Origin of the sequence: Methylovorus glucosotrophus (assembly GCF_009858335.1) — a bacterium.
GTDB lineage: Bacteria > Pseudomonadota > Gammaproteobacteria > Burkholderiales > Methylophilaceae > Methylovorus > Methylovorus glucosotrophus.
Genome location: NZ_VMSE01000001.1, coordinates 214,148 through 230,126 on the forward strand (window position 1 = coordinate 214,148; position 15,979 = coordinate 230,126).

The 15,979-nt window shown below is 56.8% G+C and carries 16 protein-coding genes; 7 read left to right on the forward strand and 9 right to left on the reverse strand.

The window, feature by feature from the left end:
- The 5 genes from FNL37_RS00960 (at window position 1) to FNL37_RS00980 (ending at window position 5,235) form a co-directional block, all read left to right on the forward strand.
- A complete protein-coding gene (locus FNL37_RS00960) occupies window positions 1-552 on the forward strand; it encodes a chemotaxis protein CheW (protein WP_159356131.1) in 552 nt (183 codons plus the stop codon).
- Between the two features lie 66 nt (window positions 553-618).
- A complete protein-coding gene (locus tag FNL37_RS00965; protein WP_159354821.1) occupies window positions 619-1,428 on the forward strand; it encodes a CheR family methyltransferase in 810 nt (269 codons plus the stop codon).
- A 2-nt stretch (window positions 1,429-1,430) separates the two neighbouring features.
- Window positions 1,431-1,928: a chemotaxis protein CheD gene (locus FNL37_RS00970; RefSeq protein WP_013443406.1), complete on the forward strand. Its 498-nt coding sequence runs from the start codon at window positions 1,431-1,433 to the stop codon at window positions 1,926-1,928.
- A 27-nt stretch (window positions 1,929-1,955) separates the two neighbouring features.
- Complete coding sequence (locus FNL37_RS00975) at window positions 1,956-3,038, forward strand: protein-glutamate methylesterase/protein-glutamine glutaminase (protein WP_159354822.1); 1,083 nt, start codon at window positions 1,956-1,958, stop codon at window positions 3,036-3,038.
- A 28-nt stretch (window positions 3,039-3,066) separates the two neighbouring features.
- A complete protein-coding gene (locus FNL37_RS00980) occupies window positions 3,067-5,235 on the forward strand; it encodes a putative bifunctional diguanylate cyclase/phosphodiesterase (RefSeq protein WP_159354823.1) in 2,169 nt (722 codons plus the stop codon).
- 31 nt (window positions 5,236-5,266) lie between these two features.
- On the opposite strand, the gene FNL37_RS00985 is transcribed toward FNL37_RS00980, so the two are convergent.
- Together FNL37_RS00985 and FNL37_RS00990 are read right to left on the reverse strand one after the other, a co-directional pair.
- Window positions 5,267-6,670 (reverse strand): ArnT family glycosyltransferase, encoded by a 1,404-nt coding sequence (locus FNL37_RS00985; RefSeq protein ID WP_244948163.1) that lies wholly within the window; start codon window positions 6,668-6,670, stop codon window positions 5,267-5,269.
- 307 nt (window positions 6,671-6,977) lie between these two features.
- Window positions 6,978-7,907: a LysR family transcriptional regulator gene (locus tag FNL37_RS00990; RefSeq protein ID WP_244948164.1), complete on the reverse strand. Its 930-nt coding sequence runs from the start codon at window positions 7,905-7,907 to the stop codon at window positions 6,978-6,980.
- 96 nt (window positions 7,908-8,003) lie between these two features.
- Between FNL37_RS00990 and FNL37_RS00995 the strand changes: the two genes are divergently transcribed.
- A complete protein-coding gene (locus FNL37_RS00995) occupies window positions 8,004-9,020 on the forward strand; it encodes a zinc-binding alcohol dehydrogenase family protein (RefSeq protein WP_159354826.1) in 1,017 nt (338 codons plus the stop codon).
- A gap of 52 nt (window positions 9,021-9,072) precedes the next feature.
- Here FNL37_RS00995 and FNL37_RS01000 read toward each other — a convergent pair whose 3' ends face one another.
- From FNL37_RS01000 to rnk, 7 genes are all read right to left on the reverse strand, one after another.
- Window positions 9,073-10,059, reverse strand: a complete 987-nt coding sequence (locus FNL37_RS01000) for a vWA domain-containing protein (protein WP_159354827.1) — start codon at window positions 10,057-10,059, stop codon at window positions 9,073-9,075.
- A complete protein-coding gene (locus FNL37_RS01005; RefSeq protein ID WP_244948165.1) occupies window positions 10,056-10,580 on the reverse strand; it encodes a hypothetical protein in 525 nt (174 codons plus the stop codon). The genes FNL37_RS01000 and FNL37_RS01005 overlap by 4 nt, the downstream gene beginning before the upstream one ends.
- On the reverse strand, window positions 10,577-11,560 hold the full coding sequence (locus FNL37_RS01010; RefSeq protein ID WP_013443397.1) for a VWA domain-containing protein: 984 nt from the start codon (window positions 11,558-11,560) through the stop codon (window positions 10,577-10,579). The genes FNL37_RS01005 and FNL37_RS01010 overlap by 4 nt, the downstream gene beginning before the upstream one ends.
- Window positions 11,557-12,483, reverse strand: a complete 927-nt coding sequence (locus FNL37_RS01015; RefSeq protein ID WP_159354829.1) for a nonribosomal peptide synthetase MxaA — start codon at window positions 12,481-12,483, stop codon at window positions 11,557-11,559. The genes FNL37_RS01010 and FNL37_RS01015 overlap by 4 nt, the downstream gene beginning before the upstream one ends.
- Window positions 12,480-13,343 carry a DUF58 domain-containing protein gene (locus tag FNL37_RS01020; RefSeq protein WP_159354830.1) on the reverse strand — a complete coding sequence of 288 codons (864 nt, stop codon included), beginning with the start codon at window positions 13,341-13,343 and terminating at the stop codon, window positions 12,480-12,482. The genes FNL37_RS01015 and FNL37_RS01020 overlap by 4 nt, the downstream gene beginning before the upstream one ends.
- Before the next feature lie 4 nt (window positions 13,344-13,347).
- Window positions 13,348-14,382 carry an AAA family ATPase gene (locus FNL37_RS01025; protein ID WP_159354831.1) on the reverse strand — a complete coding sequence of 345 codons (1,035 nt, stop codon included), beginning with the start codon at window positions 14,380-14,382 and terminating at the stop codon, window positions 13,348-13,350.
- A 136-nt stretch (window positions 14,383-14,518) separates the two neighbouring features.
- Window positions 14,519-14,875 carry a nucleoside diphosphate kinase regulator gene (gene rnk, locus FNL37_RS01030; RefSeq protein WP_013443393.1) on the reverse strand — a complete coding sequence of 119 codons (357 nt, stop codon included), beginning with the start codon at window positions 14,873-14,875 and terminating at the stop codon, window positions 14,519-14,521.
- Between the two features lie 131 nt (window positions 14,876-15,006).
- On the opposite strand from rnk, the gene FNL37_RS01035 reads away from it, so the two are divergent.
- Window positions 15,007-15,912 carry a LysR family transcriptional regulator gene (locus FNL37_RS01035; RefSeq protein ID WP_159354832.1) on the forward strand — a complete coding sequence of 302 codons (906 nt, stop codon included), beginning with the start codon at window positions 15,007-15,009 and terminating at the stop codon, window positions 15,910-15,912.
- The last annotated feature ends 67 nt before the right edge of the window (window positions 15,913-15,979 follow it).

Genomic DNA, 15,979 nt, shown 5'->3' on the forward strand with positions numbered 1-15,979 from the left:
ATGACGCAGACAATGACGCATGAAACAGTTCGCGCGCCTGGCCTGGTCCGGGCTAGCCGGGGCCAGCAGCTGCAGCCGCTGAGCGATAACAACGATGACAGGCAGTACCTGACCTTCATGCTGGGGGCCGAGATTTTTGCCATCAACATACTCCGAATCAAAGAGATCATTGAGTATGGCAATCTCACCAGCGTGCCACAGATGCCATCGTTTATCCGTGGGGTGATCAACCTGCGCGGAGCGGCGGTGCCGGTGATTGATCTCGCCGCGCGCTTTGACCGGGAGGAAGCGGCAATCTCGCGCAGGACCTGCATTGTGATTCTGGAGGTGGATCGCGCCGGGGCACAGCAGGTGATCGGCGTGCTGGTGGATGCCGTGAATGAAGTGCTGGAAATTGCCAACGGCCAGATTGAGCCTGTGCCCTCGTTCGGGACGCAAGTTCGGACGGACTTTATTGATGGCATGGGCAAGGTGAATGATAAGTTTGTGATTATCCTGAATGTGAACCAGGTGTTATCTGCCGATGAGATGGCGGAGCTGGTTTTGAATTAAAAATCTTCGATGGCAGGCCGGGCATGATGCTGATGCCTGGCCCGCATCGATCCAATGGAGGTTAGGATGGATATACGCTCCATTACGCAGCCTGAATTTCAGCTTTTCAAGAAGTTTATTTACGGGCAAGTGGGCATCAGTCTTAGCGATAACAAGCAGTCGCTGGTGAGCGGTCGCCTGGCGAAACGTCTCAAGTATTACAACTTCAATACGTTCAAGCAGTACTACGAGTTCATCCACCAAAAAGGCAATGAGGCGGAGCAGCAGGTGGTGGTGGATTTTCTGACCACCAACGAGACTTACTTTTTCCGCGAGCCCAAGCACTTTGATTTTATCCGGGACAAGGTGCTGCCCAAGCACAATAAAACCAAGATATTCCGCGTGTGGAGCGCAGCCTGCTCCAGTGGCGAGGAGCCCTACACGCTGGCCATGGTGCTGGCCGAGCATCTGCAGAGCAAGCTTTGGGAGATCATTGCCTCCGACGTCAGCACGCGCGTGCTGGAAACGGCGACCCGTGGCCGCTATCCGCAGGATGTGATTGAGGATATTCCGCGAAACTACCTGGTGAAATATTGTCTGAAAGGGACAGGCAGTCAGGATGGCGTGGTGCTGATTTCGAAGGAATTACGGCGCCAGATGCGTTTTCAGCATATCAACCTGATGCATCCGCTGCCCAAGCTGGGGGAGCTCGACATGATTTTTCTGCGCAATGTGATGATTTATTTTGATAACGATACCAAGCGGGCCTTGCTGGACCGCATGTACAGCCTGCTGAAGCCAGGCGGCTACCTGTTTATCAGCCATTCGGAAAGCTTGAATGGCATCAGTGAAAAGTTTCAGATTGTGCAACCTTCGATTTATCAAAGGCCGTTATAACGATGGTGGTAAAGCCGGAAAAGCCACCTTTCGTCATTGATATTTTTTTGCAGCCAGGCGAATTGTATTTTGGTGATCGCCACACGCGCATTCGCACGGTGCTGGGTTCCTGCGTCTCGGTGGTGTTCTGGCACCCGGAAAAGCTGTTGGGGGGCATGACGCATATCATGATGCCACCCAAGCTGGATATACCTTCAGTGCATAAACTGGATGGGCGGTATGCGGATGATGCGATCGCGATGATGTTCGAGGAAATGAAGAAATTCAAGGCGTTCGACAAGAACTACCACGTCAAGATTTTTGGCGGCGGCAATATGTTCCCGAAAACCGCCAAGGAATTCAGCAAGACCATAGGCTGCAAAAACATACAGGCGGTGGAGAGCATTCTTAAAAAGCATGGGTTTCGTTGCAAGGCCAGTCACCTGGGTGGCTCGGGTCATCGCAATATTTCGTTCGACGTGTGGAGCGGCCATGTCTGGATGCGGCACGTGAAAATGTAGGGGTACATCCTTAAACGGGATTCAATAATGAATAAAATAAAAGTCATGATCGTGGATGATTCGGCCGTCGTGCGGCAAGTGCTGACGAGCTATCTTGAAGCTTCAAAAGAGGTGGAGATTATCGGGGCGGCTTCCGACCCCATTTTTGCCATTGAGAAAATGCAGAAGGAATGGCCGGATGTGATCATTCTGGATGTGGAAATGCCGCGCATGGATGGCATTACTTTCCTGAAAAAAATCATGGCGCAGCGCCCCACACCGGTCATTATCTGTTCGACGCTGACCGAAAAAGGAGCTGAGACTACCATGGAAGCCCTGGCAGCAGGGGCGGTCAGCATTATTACCAAACCCAAGGCCGGCTTGAAATCCTTTATGACCGAGTCGGCGGATGATCTGGTGCAGCATATCAAGGCTGCGGCCAAGGCCAATGTGCGCAAGATTCTGCATCATGACCCTCAGCCAGTGCTAAAAACACCGGCCAAACTGACGGCGGATGCGGTGCTGGCGCCCAAGCCCGCTGCCATGGCGCAGACGACCGAAAAGATTGTCGCCATTGGCACCTCCACCGGAGGTACTCAAGCGCTGGAGCGCGTGCTGACGGCGCTGCCCCGGGTATGTCCGGGTATTGTGATTGTGCAGCATATGCCGGAAAACTTTACGGCGGCGTTTGCCGCCCGCCTTAACCAGCTCTGTGCCATTGAAGTAAAAGAAGCGGCCAAAGGTGACCGCGTGGTGATGGGCCGTGCGCTGATCGCTCCAGGCGGCAAGCATATGGTGCTGAAACGCAGTGGCGCACAGTATTTTGTCGACGTAATTGATGGGCCGCCCGTTAGTCGTCATAAACCCTCGGTCAATGTGCTGTTCCGTTCGGTGGCGCAGTCTGCCGGTAAAAACGCTCTCGGCATCATCATGACTGGCATGGGAGATGATGGCGCCCAGGGCATGAAAGAAATGCATGAGGTGGGGGCGACGACCGTAGCCCAGGATGAGCGCAGCTGTGTGGTGTATGGCATGCCCAAGGAAGCCGTGAAGCTGGGCGGGGTCAACAAAAGCATCGCGCTGGATGCGATTGCCGCCGAAATCCAGAACTATGGAGCCATGCATCGTTAACTTTTGACAGGAATGAAGAAGCATCAGCATGACACTGCCCACTAACGAGATTGAAGCACAAGCGCCGCTGGAGCAAGGCATAGACAGCCTGTTGACCGCGCTTTGCCTTCAGTTTGAGATGATGGCGGCTGTGCTGGTGACTGGGCAGGGGCATGTGGTGGTGCATGCGCCCGCGAATGTCAGCGCGCACTTGCGCGAGCAGGCTTCGCTTTTTTGTCAGCTGGCCCAGCAGCTGCCTGACCATATGCTGGTGGAAGATACACAGCTTAACCCGGCGTTTGAGCCGGTATTTGCTGCGCAGGCAAACCCCTCTATCCGGTTTTTTGCCGCCTGCCACTTGCGGGATGCAAACCACGCCTGCCTGGGCTGGCTGTTCCTGTTGCATCCCGAACCCAGACAACTGGCCCTGCACCAGCAAACCAGCCTGCGTGCTATGGCGGATACTGCCGCCCGCTGGTTGAGCATGGCGTTGCAGAATCAGGCGCTGGCGGCGAGCAATGCGCGCTGGAAATTTGCGCTGGATGGTGCGGGTCATGGCGTGTGGGATTGGGATCTGGGCAGTAACCGGGTGACCTTCAGCACGCAGTGGAAAACCATGCTGGGTTACGACGAGCAGGACATCGGCGACGATTGCCAGGATTGGTTGTCGCGCGTGCATCCGGCTGACCTTGCGCATTTTAAGACCCTGATTGATGCCGTGAAATCAGGCGAAGCGCAAAGCCTGATCTGCGAATACCGCTTGCTGACCAAGACCAATGAGTGGTGCTGGATACTCTCCAAAGGCATGATCATGGCAGGCAAGGACCACGAAGGTCCCCGCCGCATGATAGGCACCAACACCGACATCACGGCTCGCAAACAAAGCGAGCGCCTGATCTGGCAGCAAGCCAATTTTGATGCGCTGACCGGCCTGCCGAACAAACACCTCCTGAATCAGCTGCTGAGCGAGCGCATCCATGGCGATCATGGCGCCAACAACATGGTCGCGCTGATGATTGTGGATCTTGATAACTTCAAGGATGTGAACGACGCCCTGGGCCATATCTATGGCGATATGCTGCTGATGGAGGCGGCGAGCCGCATTCAGGCCGCGGTGTTGCCAGCGGATATCGTGGCGCGTGAGGGGGGCGATGAATTCATTATCGTCACCACGGCGGCCAGCCTCGCTGAGCTTGAGAATACGGCGACCAATGTGCTGCGGGTGCTTGGCCAGAGTTACGAGCTGCTGTCTGAGGTGGTGTTTTGTGCCGCCAGTATCGGCATTGCCTTGTATCCGCAGCACACGCTCTCGCCCAATGTATTGATGAAATATGCCGATCAGGCGCTATATCTCGCCAAGAGCACGGCGCGCGGACAATATGCGTTTTACTCCCACGAGCTGGAAGAGGAGGCGCTCAAACGTTCCAAACTGACGACCGAGCTGCGTTTTGCCGTTGAAGAGCAGGCATTCGAGGTGTTTTACCAGCCCATTTTCAGGCTGGATACACGCGAGACCGTCAAGGCCGAGGCGCTGGTGCGCTGGAAACATCCTGAGCGCGGCTATGTCAGCCCGGCGGAATTTATTCCACTGGCGGAATCTACCGGCCTGATCAATGCGATAGGCGATTGGGTGTTTAAAGAGGCGGCCATGTTCGCCAAGGCTTTGCGTGGAAGTTATGCGCCGGATTTCCAGATCAGCGTCAACAAATCGCCTATCCAGTTCCTCACGGTGGGCAAGCTGGATTGGGCTGCATTCCTGACAAATCTGGACCTGCCTGGCAAGGCGATCTCGGTGGAAATTACCGAAGGCCTGCTCCTGCAGCAAAGTCAGGAGGTCAACGCGCGCATCAAGAAAATCCGCGATACCGGCATGAGCATTTCGCTGGATGATTTTGGGACTGGCTATTCCTCCCTCTCATATTTGAGCTCGTATGAAATCGATTACCTCAAGATTGATCGTTCCTTCATTATCAACCTCACCACCTCGAGCAAGAACCAGGCACTGTGCAAGGCCATTATCACCATGGCGCATGAGTTGGGTTACCAGGTAATCGCCGAAGGCATAGAAACGGAGCAGCAATTGCACCTGCTCGCCGCGCTAGGCTGCGATCTGGGCCAGGGCTATTTCATCTCGCGCCCATTGCCGCAGCAGGACTTTGTCGCCTGGCTGGCAAGCAGTCTATCAACGACGCAGCTGGCCGAAGCCGCTGCAGGCTGAGACCGACCAGCTCTGCGAGCGGTCATGCTGCTTAATTCTTGAGCAGCAAATAATCCCCATGCGTGGCGACCACATGCAGGCGCTGCTTGAATCTGTCTGGCAAGTTTTTATACGGTGTTTTGTGCATGGCAACATAGGCATGGCCACGTTGCATGGCCGCCTCAAGCTCAGGCTCGGTAGCCGCCTTGATGGCTTTACCTTGGGTATAAAACTCGGTGGAATAATCCAGGAAAGGGTAGCCAACCAGCGGTTCGCCGGGCTGTTTTTTCTTCTGATATTGCCACACCAGATCACGTGTGGTGCTGAAGCTGCCCCAGCCCTCGCGATATTCAGTTGCCAGATAGGCTGACCAGCCCAGTACCACGATCAGCATGCCCGCTGCCAGTATGCGTACCACGCGCCGAGCTGGTCCGCGCCGCGCAAGCCAGCTGGCCGCCAGCATGGCAAGTCCTGCCAGGCCAGGCAGGGCATAGGTCCAGATGATGTTGGCGGCCGCCGTGAAGAAAATCCCCGGGCTCAAACCCCAGATCAGAAAATACCATTGCCGCAGGCGGGCTTTGTTGTGGATATCGCGCAGCGCCAGCGGTTTTTTCCAACCTATAAAGAGCGGCAGCAGCAACGACCATGGCAGGGTGCCGATCAGTATAAAAATCCAGATGGCCCCGTGTGGAAAGGCGTGGGCATGGCCGTAGCGGTCACCCTGCCAGTGCGGTGTGAGAAAGCGATGCCAGTGCTCACCCACAATGAAATAATCGATAAATCCTGGGGTTTTCAGCTCGGCGGCGATATACCAGGGCAGCGACATGGCGAGTGCCAGCAAGGTGCCGCGCACCCAGGGGAAGCTACGCAGAGCTTCCTGCAACCGTCCTGCCAGCAGACACCACAGCACAATAGGCACACCGGTCAAAATACAGGCGATAGGTCCTTTTGCCAGCAGACCTATGCCCGCGCCTATGAAGAGTAGCCAGCGCTCTTTTGCCCGGCTTTGTTCCGGGCCATGCATGCCTTGCCAGAAGCCGCGCATCATCAGGATACAGCTTAGCGCCAGCGCCATGTCGGTCATGACGGCGCCCATGGAGATGAAGAACAGCACCGAGACACTGAGTATCACGCAGGCATACAAACGCTCTGCGGGCCGGCGCGGGCCAAGCCAGCCCCAGATCACCCAGAGGATCGCCACACCCAGCAGAAAATGCGGTACGCGAGCGGCAAAGGCGTTCACCCCAAATAGATGATAGCTGCCGGCAGTCAGCCAGAAGGCAAGCGGCGGCTTGGCCCAGAATGGAACCCCGTAGTCATACCAGGGGGTGATCCAGTCATTCAGCTCAAACATCTTGCGGCCGATTTCGGCGTAGCGCGATTCCGTGGAGTCAAACAAGGGAAACAGGCCCAGGCTGATCAGTTTGATCAGCAGGCCTGCCACGAGCAGCATCATGAGTAGATGCGTGGAAGAAAAACGACGATTGTGCATACACCCGGTCAACATTAAACAAATGCGTAAAGGAGTTGCGTGATGGTAAAGACGCAAGCTTACAAATTCCTAACATGATGCATTTGCAAGTTAAGGGCCCGACAGCAATGCCTGGGATAACCTTCGTTAACTATCTGTATTGAATGGCTTAGTCGATGAGTGCGGCTGCCTGGCGACGTTCTCTGGTCTGCAGAAAATGTCAGAAACGCCAGTAAAGCCACGCAGAATTGCGCGAAATGACGGTGGGTAAAGAGGCGCGCGTGAAGGATGCTTAGCGATAAAGATATGCGTTTACCTGGAGGACATAGGCCTCAAAGCGATGCTGCAAATGTTCACGCAACAAGCGTATGGTGGGTGATAGCTGGCGCCGATCGGGGCAAATCAGGTTCAGCGGCAAGGACTCTCCTTGCCATTGCGGGCAGATGACGGTGAGTCGCCCGGCGGTGACATCGCGGCCCACATCCAGCCATGAGCGGTAGCAGATGCCATAGCCGGAGACTGTCCAGTGCCGTACGGCATCTGCGTCATCCGCCGAGCGATTGCCGTGGACATCGATGTCCAGTACTTCGCCATCGCGGGTGAAGCGCCAGCGATTGTAAAGGGCATCGCCCACCCGAAAGCACAGGCAGTTGTGCTGGCTCAGCTCGCCAGGGCTGTTGGGCGTACCATGCGTTGCCAGATAGTGCGGCGCAGCGCAGAGCACGCGCCGATTGTCGGTGACCAGCGGCAAGGCCACCTGGCTGGAATCAGGCGGCTGCCCGTAGCGAATGGCGACATCCACCGGCTCGCGCATGACATCGGCAATGCGGTCTGACAATTGCACACGCAAGTGGAGGTCTGGATGCTGCTGCTGAAATTCATCCAGCCAGGGCAGTATGACATTGCGCCCTAGATCAGAAGGCAAGGACAGGCTGAGCTCACCGCGTATCAGGCTATGCCCGGCGACCAGTTCATCGGCCAAGTCGCGCAGCTCATTGATCAGGGGCTGACTGCGCGCGAGCAAGCGCTCGCCTTCTGCCGTCAGTCGCAGGCTGCGCGTGGTGCGTACGAACAGTAATACCCCCAGCTCGCTCTCCAGCCGTTTGAGTGCGGCACTGGCCACGGCCGGGGAAATCTCCAGGCTGCGTGCAGCGGCAGACAGGCTTCCATACTGGGCCGTGGTGATGAAAAGCTCGAGGTCTGCCAGATTTTTTATTTTCAAAATAATATTGAAGTTCAAACAATTCATGGCTAGTTTATCAATTGGATCAAATCAATGAAACTGGCGCCATATTCATTTTTATGAGAGAGAGCCACCATGAAAGCCATTGCATATCAACATTCGCTGCCCATCAGCCAGGCCGAGTCGCTCGTCGACGTAACGCTGGCGGATCCCATTGCCAGCGGGCGCGATCTGCTGGTCGAGGTAAAGGCGATTGCCGTGAATCCTGTAGACACCAAGATACGTCGCGGCCAGCAGCCACCTGCGGGCGAATGGAAAGTGCTGGGATGGGATGCGGCCGGTGTGGTGCGCGCCGTGGGGCCGCAGGTGAGTATGTTCAAACCTGGAGACACGGTCTGGTATGCCGGGGCGATTAACCGGGCTGGCAGCAATAGTGAGCTGCAACTGGTGGATGAGCGCATAGTAGGTTCCATGCCAGCGACGCTGGATTTTGCCGCCGCGGCATCCCTGCCACTGACCAGTATCACGGCGTGGGAGCTGCTGTTTGATCGCTTGCAAATCGAGCGTGGCGGCGAGGGCTATGGCAAATCGCTATTGGTCATAGGCGCAGCAGGCGGCGTTGGTTCTATCCTGGTGCAGCTGGCACGCCGCTTGACCGGTCTGACGGTGATAGCGACCGCTTCGCGCCCCGAAAGCCAGGCCTGGATACGCCAGCTGGGCGCGCATCATGTGATTGACCATCATGCCCCGCTTGCTCCCCAACTGGCGGAGATCGGCCTGCCTGCGCCGGATTATGTGGTGAGCCTTACCCATACCGAGTCTTACTTTGATCAGATTGCAGAAGTGATCGCGCCGCAGGGCAAGTTTGGGCTGATTGATGATCCGGCCACGCCGCTGGATGTGATCAAGCTCAAGCGCAAGAGCGTTTCGCTGCACTGGGAGCTGATGTTTACCCGTGCCCTGTTTGCCACCCCGGATATGCAGGCACAGCATCACATCCTGAGTGAAGTGGCATCCCTGGTGGATAACGGGGTGCTGCGCACGACGGTGGCGGAGAATTTCGGCCGTATTACGGCAGAAAACCTGCGGCGCGCGCATGCGCTACTAGAGTCCGGGCAGGCGCGCGGCAAGATTGTGCTGGAAGGGTTCTAGGGCTTGCCGCAGGTTGAGCAGATCGGGTCGCTGGCAAAGGCGGCCCCCTGAGCTATCGTGAGGAAACCGGACGGCCTGGCCTTTGCCGATAGCGCAGCCAGGTCTTCATCAGGGCTGGCGTATACACGCCCAGAATCAGCACCAAGGCGAGGCCCAGATACAGCCAGCGGATGTTGTAATCGGTGACAAATACAGCGGCCGGTTTCTGCTGCTGGATATAGTCATAAAACCCGGCTTCATCTTTGCCTTCGATGTATTTCGCCTTGATCTCGCTTGCCAGTTCCTTGAGATAGCCGTCTTCCAACTGGGAGAGGTAGCGGTCAAACTCGGCATAGGCCACGATAGGATCGGGTTCGTCCTTGGAAGTGTCGTTATAGGTAACGCCCACCGCACCGGCGGAGAATTCCTTGGCATCTGACGGCCAGAATCCCACCCATTTGTTCTCGCTATTGAATCGGGGAATAGGCACCGGCTCATGTCCGCCCACGCCGACAAATAGCCAGTGGCTGCCATCCATCGCGCCCAGGTCCAGCTTGTTGATGGCATTGACCTTGGGGGCTTCGTCACCATCGGTAAAGAACACCAGCTGCGCAGGCGCATTCAATGAGTCCAGCACGGTCTCGCCCGACTTCACGCCAAAGCTGAGGCGGCTGTTGCCCCGCCAGGCCATGCGCCAGTCCAGATGGTTGATGGTGTCGGTAATGATGTCGTAGTTGGCGCAAACTTCCAGCGGCATGAAGAGCAGGCCTACGTTCTCGGCCGCAAATACGCCCACACTGAAATACGTGCCGCAGGGCGATGTTTCCACAATGCGCTTCATCAGATGGCGGGTATAGACCATGCGGCTTACCGGCTTGCCAGCCAGCATGGCGTCTTCCGCGTTCATGCTCTGCGACACATCAGCAATCAGCAGATAGTTATGTACATCCTGCTTGAGCTGAATTTGCGGCTTGAACAGGGCGAGCAGCATGAGGGCCAGTGCCAGCACATACAGCACGGTGGCATAGTTGGCTTTCAGGGCATGGATCAGGCGCATCATGGCAAGCCTATCGGCAGGTTGCTGAGTTGTACGCCGGATTGCTCTTTTTCTGACTGTTGCATCCTGGCTGGCAGAATGGACAGCAAGAGGTCGAGGTTGAAACGCGCCGGCAGCAATGCGGGATTGAGTCGCAAGGCTTGCTCATAGGAGGCGCGTGCCTGCATCAAGGCATAGCGCGCATCTTCGATCAGGCTGCCATCGTCGTTTACACGGCGGCTCAAGCCAAACCGCAGCAGGTTGTTGCCGACGTTGTAATGCACTCTGGCTTGCATCTCGTTATCCGGCGCCATTTCCAGCAATTGTCCATAGGTCTGGATGGCATGCTTGTATTCGCCTGAGTTGCCTTGCCGATGGGCGGCAGCAAACTTTTCGGTCAGCGGATATTGATCAAGAGGCAGGGTGGCGTTGTGCTTCAGTGCCGTATTGAAGCGCTCAATCTGCCATAGCTGCGTTGCTTCATAGGCACTGCCGATCACGCCTGTCAGCACCAGGACGGACAGCAGTGCGTTTTTAGTTTTCAAGCCGATTGCCATGCAGGAACCCTCAAGTGTTGGGTGATGAGCAGCGCCAGTCCCAGGACCAGTGCTACCAGAATAAAAATGCGGGAGTAATCGCGGCCCGCAATGGTGACCGAGTACTGGATGATGTTTTTCTCGCGGGCATCAATGTCCTGAATCGCCGACTGCAAGGTGGTGGGGTTGTGTGCCTCATACGCCTTGTATTTGATTTTCAGCGATTTGAAAAACAGATCGAGGGCGATGGCGGGTGGCTCATTGCCTTCTTCATACACCCGGTCCGATGAAAAAATACTGATGTCGTCGGGCTCGCGCAACACGATCCAGTAGAGATTCAGGCCGCGTGCCGTCACCTGCTCGCGAATTTTGTTCTTGATGCGTGGGCTCAGTTTGCCTGCCCCATCCGACAACAGAATGATGGCACGCGAGCCTGAGCTCTGAATCTGGTCAAACAGGGCCACGGCCTCGGTCACCCCTGCGCCGATGTTGGTCTGGTTGATGCCGGCGCTGGTGGCGGCGGCAATCGCGGCATGGATGGCCTTGCGATTGGCGGTGATCTTGGTGCCATACAATGCCGAGTTGGTGAACGCCACCACGCCCATCATGTCGTCCGGCCGCGCATCAATAAAGCCGGTAATCAGGCGGCGGGCAGCGGCAGATTTGATCTCGGCGACGCGACCACTGGTGGAATCACCCGCAAACGGGTGATCCATGCTGACGCTACGGTCAATCACCAGCACGGTCTGGGCGCCCTTGCCTACCCGCACGACCTGGCGTTCTGAGCCCTGCGGGGCGGCAATGGCCAGAATGATGCAGACAATCAGCAGTGCGGTCGCGGCCTTGATGGTCCAGTCCACGATATCGGACAAGGTATCTTTAGGTGCGATATCCAGCCACGAATACATCTGCCCCTGGCTGCTTTTGAGCCAGAACGGGATCAGGGCCAGCGGCAGCAGGAGCAGGCTCCACGGATGCAAAAACGTCATCTTGCCCTCCGCTCGCAGTCGCGCAGCTGGCGGCAGAGGTGGAGCAAGCCAGCCTTGACCTTGTTCTCGGTCTCACTTTGCCGCCCGGCAAACAGGCTGGCAGCCGATGCCTGGAAGAAGGCTTCGATGTCTGCCTGCAGCGGGGCAAACCGCGGATGCTGCGCGATGAAGGCGGGGATATCTGCCGCAAACAGGCTGCTACCATAGGTGCGGTTAAACGCCTGGTGCAGCACCAGATAGGCCGCTTGCGTTGATGCGGCAGGCAGGCGTTTCAGGCGGCGATAAGCCTGGGCAAATGGTCCGCCCATCATCGGCAGCCAGGCGCGCTCGGCATTGATATACAGCAAGCCAAGTACACCCGCCGCTAGCAGACCGAGGCAGGCATACAGGCGCAGTTTGTGCTCCTGAGTGGCGATAGGCGCGGGCGGCAGTTCAGGCATGACATTGGCCTTGGCTGAGGCCATGGTGCTGGCGGCCAGTGGCGATAGCCAGAAACGCCAGGCGGGCACGGGAATGGTCACTGCCTGCTTGTCGCCAGTCGCGGCGATGGTTTCTGCAGGGAGTTGCAGCACGCTGGGTTGGGTGCGATGGGCAAATATCTGGTAACGCAGGGTCAGCGTGTAATGCATGCCCTTGCCTGCAGATTTTTCCTCCAGCTTCACGTCTACCAGCTCTATGCCTTGCTGCTGGCTGCCCTTTTGCGGCAGCGCACTTTTGGCAATGCGAAAGCCTGGTGGCAGATCCACGGACACGGTGCGTGTCAGCACATCGCCGATAGTGAGCCCGACATTGCGGGATGGGTTTTCGATGCGGATGTCACGGGCATTGATGGGGGTTGGTGCTGACGCTGCTGCCCACATGGGCGTTGCCAGCGCCACCAATAGAAGGCCGCGTAGCAGGGAAACAAGGAATCGATTTTTCATAAGCTCACGTATTGGTCAAAGTACCGGGTCATGACATCCGGCGTAAAGCTTTCAGAGAGAAAAAGCGGTTGGCTGTCGAACTGCAGAAACAGTTGCTCCAGCGCGGTTTTGCGCTCGGCGAAGGCCGCCATGAATTGCTTGCGTACATAATCTCGAAAGAAGACGGTGCGCATGGCGCCGGTTTCCGGGTCCAGCATATTGCCGATGCCGAATTTGGGCAGCTTGCTGAATTCGGCCTCATCCCACAGTACAACGGGTACCAGTTGATGGCGCGACAGCGAGTTGAGGGTTTCTTCAATCAAGTGCAGCGGCATGTGGAAATCCGAGATCCAGAACACCAGTCCGCGCTGCTGGCTGAGATATTGCGATACCTCCAGCGCGCCGCGCGCGCCCATTTGCATGCGGCGAAACTGGCGCAGCTCGGCCAGCAGGTCGAGCGACGATGCCAGGTGATGCGAGAGCGGCTGGCTGTAGGCTTCGTCCACCTGGTCGTGATAGCTCACCAGGCTGAAGACATCGCCTGCTTGCCAGGCGGAGTAAGCCACGCTTTCGGCTATGGCAATCGCGCTATCCAGCTTGCGCGGGTTGGTCCCGTATTGCATGGAGCTCGATAAATCGCACACGGCATACACGGGTGTGGTGTTGTCCTGGTTGAACAGCTTGACCTGAACCTGCTCAAAAGGGTCGCGCACCGATTGCCGGAAGTCCATGCGGCGGGCATCTGGATATTCGACAAACGGCAGGTTGCCGCGGTACTCAAATCCCAGGCCACGCTCGGTGCCGCGATGGTCGCCGAGGTGCATGCTTTTTGTGCGCCACGGGATACGGTAGCGGAACGCTTTTTCGTGATCGTGTGCCATCCGCTCAGGCCTTGGCGGCGACTTCAACGGTCCTGAGAATGGCCGAGCTCAACTCGCGTGCCAGCACGGTGCGCCGCATTTCGTACATAGGGTTGAACACCAGGCGGTGAGAGATGATCTCGTGGAATACGGCATGAATGTCTTCCGGATACAGGCTGTCGCGCTCCTGCAGCCAGGCATGCACACGGGCAGCTTTCAGCAGCATGCCCATGCCGCGCGGGCTGGCACCCGCCTGCACCAGGCGGGCCACATCCACGCTATCAAGGTGTATGCCAAACTTGGCAGGGTCACGCGTGGCATCCCACAAATCCAGCACATAGTCTTCAATGGCTTCGCTGGAGCGGATATGGTTTTGCAGCAGGTCAGAAAAGTCATTCATCTGATCAAAATGCAGCAGGTCTTCCTGCACTTCGGCGGTCAGACGATCGGTATGCTGAAAGCGGGTATCAAACACCAGCGATTTGCGCAGCTGGCGATCTTCAGGAATCTCGATCGGGATTTCCATCATGAAGCGGTCACGCGCGGCGGAGGGAATTTCGAAGGTTTCGTTTTTCTCCACCTGGTTACGGTCGGCAAACACCAGCATATGCGGCAGCTTGTATTCACGCTTGAAGGCGTGCACGCTGCGCTCCGCCATCACCCGCAGCATCAGCGCGTGCACTTGCGGCCGGGCCCGGTTGATTTCGTTGAAGAAAAATACCGAGAGGTTTTCCCCCGCACGCAACAGCGGGCCTTCGTCGATCTGCGGCCGACCCTCGGGCCCGAGAAAGGTGTGATACACCAGGTCATTCGGCATCAGGTCGACGGTGCCTTCAATCCGTTCATAAGCGCCGCCAATCGCCCGGGTGATCGCCTGCAGCAAGGTCGTTTTGCCAACGCCCACGCCACCTTCCAGCAGCACATGGCCACGTGCGAAGATCGCCAGGTTCATCAGGCGGATGGCATGATCCTGCCCAACAATGACGTGCTTGACGCTGTTTTCAAGCTTGAGGGCTTTGTCGCGCCAATCGGCGAGCTGCGTGTCCAATCCGGGAGTCATTCTGCGTCCTTAAAAATCGTTGTAAAGGGAGTTCTTGCCTCATCTTATATACTGGTCTGTATATTGTAAACGGGAAATTTTCCCGATCCTCCTGCGAGGCATCCAAATTTTGCCTCACATCGGGCCAGTATGCGCTTTATGCCGATAAGGTGCTCACCACGCGCAAGCGACGTGGCATGCCATTGGGGAAAGGCCATTCAATGCTTTGTCCGGCTTTGAGCCCCAGTAGCGCCGTGCCTACCGGAGCCAGCACCGATATCTTGCCCTGTTCCATATTGGCTTCTTCTGGCAGCACCAGCTCAATGGTGCGACTAACGCCGTTACTTTCATCCACATAGGTGACGCGCGAATTGAGGCCGACGATATCCGGCGGCATTTTTTCACTTGGTACAACAATGGCGCGATCCAGCTCGTCGCTCAGGGCATGATGTCGGGTCAGGGTGTGCAGCACGGCATAATCCGGCTCTGATATATATAAATACCTGTCTTGCATGTTAAATATCCTTTAAAAACGAAAGCCCCCGCCAAATGGCAGGGGCATGCCATCACATCATAAGCGCATATCAAGCCCGCCATAAGCCGCTATACTGGAAAAGGTAAGTTTCCTTAATGGATACAATAAACATGCATGATCTCAATTTGATGGCTATTTTTGCCCATGTGGCTCAGGAGCAAAGTTTTTCCACCGCCGCCAGAAAGCTGGGCATGTCGCGCTCCGCGGTCAGCAAGGCGGTTGCCAAACTGGAAACTGCTCTGGGCGCCCGCTTGCTCAATCGCAGCACGCGCCACCTCAGCCTCACGGAAGTGGGTGCTGGCATGCTGGAACACTGCGCGCGCATCGTCACAGAGTCCGAGCGCGCCAGTCAGGTGGTGGAAAACCTTAACAGCAAGCCCAGCGGCACCTTGCGCGTTGCTGCTTCTGTGGCTTTTGGCACCTTGCATGTGGCGCCGGCCATGGCGGATTTTCTACAACAGTATCCTGAGGTGGAGCTGGATATGACTGTTACAGATAGAGCGATTGATATGGCGGAAGAGGGCTACGACGTGATTATCAAGGTTGCCCAGGAACCGCCATCCGCGCTGGTGGCGCGCAAGCTCGCGCCCGTACGGCGCCAGGTGTGTGGTACCCCGGCATATTTCCGGCAGCATGGTTTGCCCGCTTCGCCCATGGCGCTGACGGCGCACAATTGCCTGGACTATATCCATTCAGGGGATAAAGGTTATTGGCGATTCAGCGGGCCGGATGGCGAGATTGCGGTGCCGGTATCTGGCCGTGTGCGCATCAATGATGATGAAGCCTTGTCGCAGGTGGTGCTGGGGGGCTTCGGGCTGGCGCTATTGCCAACTTTTATTGTCGGTAATCACCTGCAATCCGGGCATCTGCAATCGGTACTGTCTGATTACATTCCAGTCGAGCAGCATGTGTACGCCATGTATTTGCCCAATCGCTTTCTGCCGCTCAAGGCGCGTACTTTTATAGATTTTCTGCTGGAACGTTACGGTCCGGAGCCTTATTGGGATGCGCGTTGAGTGTCGGGGAGGCATCCCCTATTCAACATGAGAATGGCAAGAGCTACGCAGGCAGCCCTTGCCGGGG

Bases quoted from the DNA above. Each gene is read 5' to 3' on its own strand.
- rnk (WP_013443393.1), bottom strand. From the start codon at position 14,875: ATGCAAGACAGGTATTTATATATATCAGAGCCGGATTATGCCGTGCTG.
- FNL37_RS00960 (WP_159356131.1), top strand. From the start codon at position 1: ATGACGCAGACAATGACGCATGAAACAGTTCGCGCGCCTGGCCTGGTC.
- FNL37_RS01015 (WP_159354829.1), bottom strand. From the start codon at position 12,483: ATGAAAAATCGATTCCTTGTTTCCCTGCTACGCGGCCTTCTATTGGTG.
- FNL37_RS01010 (WP_013443397.1), bottom strand. From the start codon at position 11,560: ATGACGTTTTTGCATCCGTGGAGCCTGCTCCTGCTGCCGCTGGCCCTG.
- FNL37_RS00975 (WP_159354822.1), top strand. From the start codon at position 1,956: ATGAATAAAATAAAAGTCATGATCGTGGATGATTCGGCCGTCGTGCGG.
- FNL37_RS00985 (WP_244948163.1), bottom strand. From the start codon at position 6,670: ATGATGCTGCTCGTGGCAGGCCTGCTGATCAAACTGATCAGCCTGGGC.
- FNL37_RS00970 (WP_013443406.1), top strand. From the start codon at position 1,431: ATGGTGGTAAAGCCGGAAAAGCCACCTTTCGTCATTGATATTTTTTTG.
- FNL37_RS00980 (WP_159354823.1), top strand. From the start codon at position 3,067: ATGACACTGCCCACTAACGAGATTGAAGCACAAGCGCCGCTGGAGCAA.
- FNL37_RS01025 (WP_159354831.1), bottom strand. From the start codon at position 14,382: ATGACTCCCGGATTGGACACGCAGCTCGCCGATTGGCGCGACAAAGCC.
- FNL37_RS00965 (WP_159354821.1), top strand. From the start codon at position 619: ATGGATATACGCTCCATTACGCAGCCTGAATTTCAGCTTTTCAAGAAG.
- FNL37_RS01000 (WP_159354827.1), bottom strand. From the start codon at position 10,059: ATGATGCGCCTGATCCATGCCCTGAAAGCCAACTATGCCACCGTGCTG.
- FNL37_RS00995 (WP_159354826.1), top strand. From the start codon at position 8,004: ATGAAAGCCATTGCATATCAACATTCGCTGCCCATCAGCCAGGCCGAG.
- FNL37_RS01020 (WP_159354830.1), bottom strand. From the start codon at position 13,343: ATGGCACACGATCACGAAAAAGCGTTCCGCTACCGTATCCCGTGGCGC.
- FNL37_RS01035 (WP_159354832.1), top strand. From the start codon at position 15,007: ATGCATGATCTCAATTTGATGGCTATTTTTGCCCATGTGGCTCAGGAG.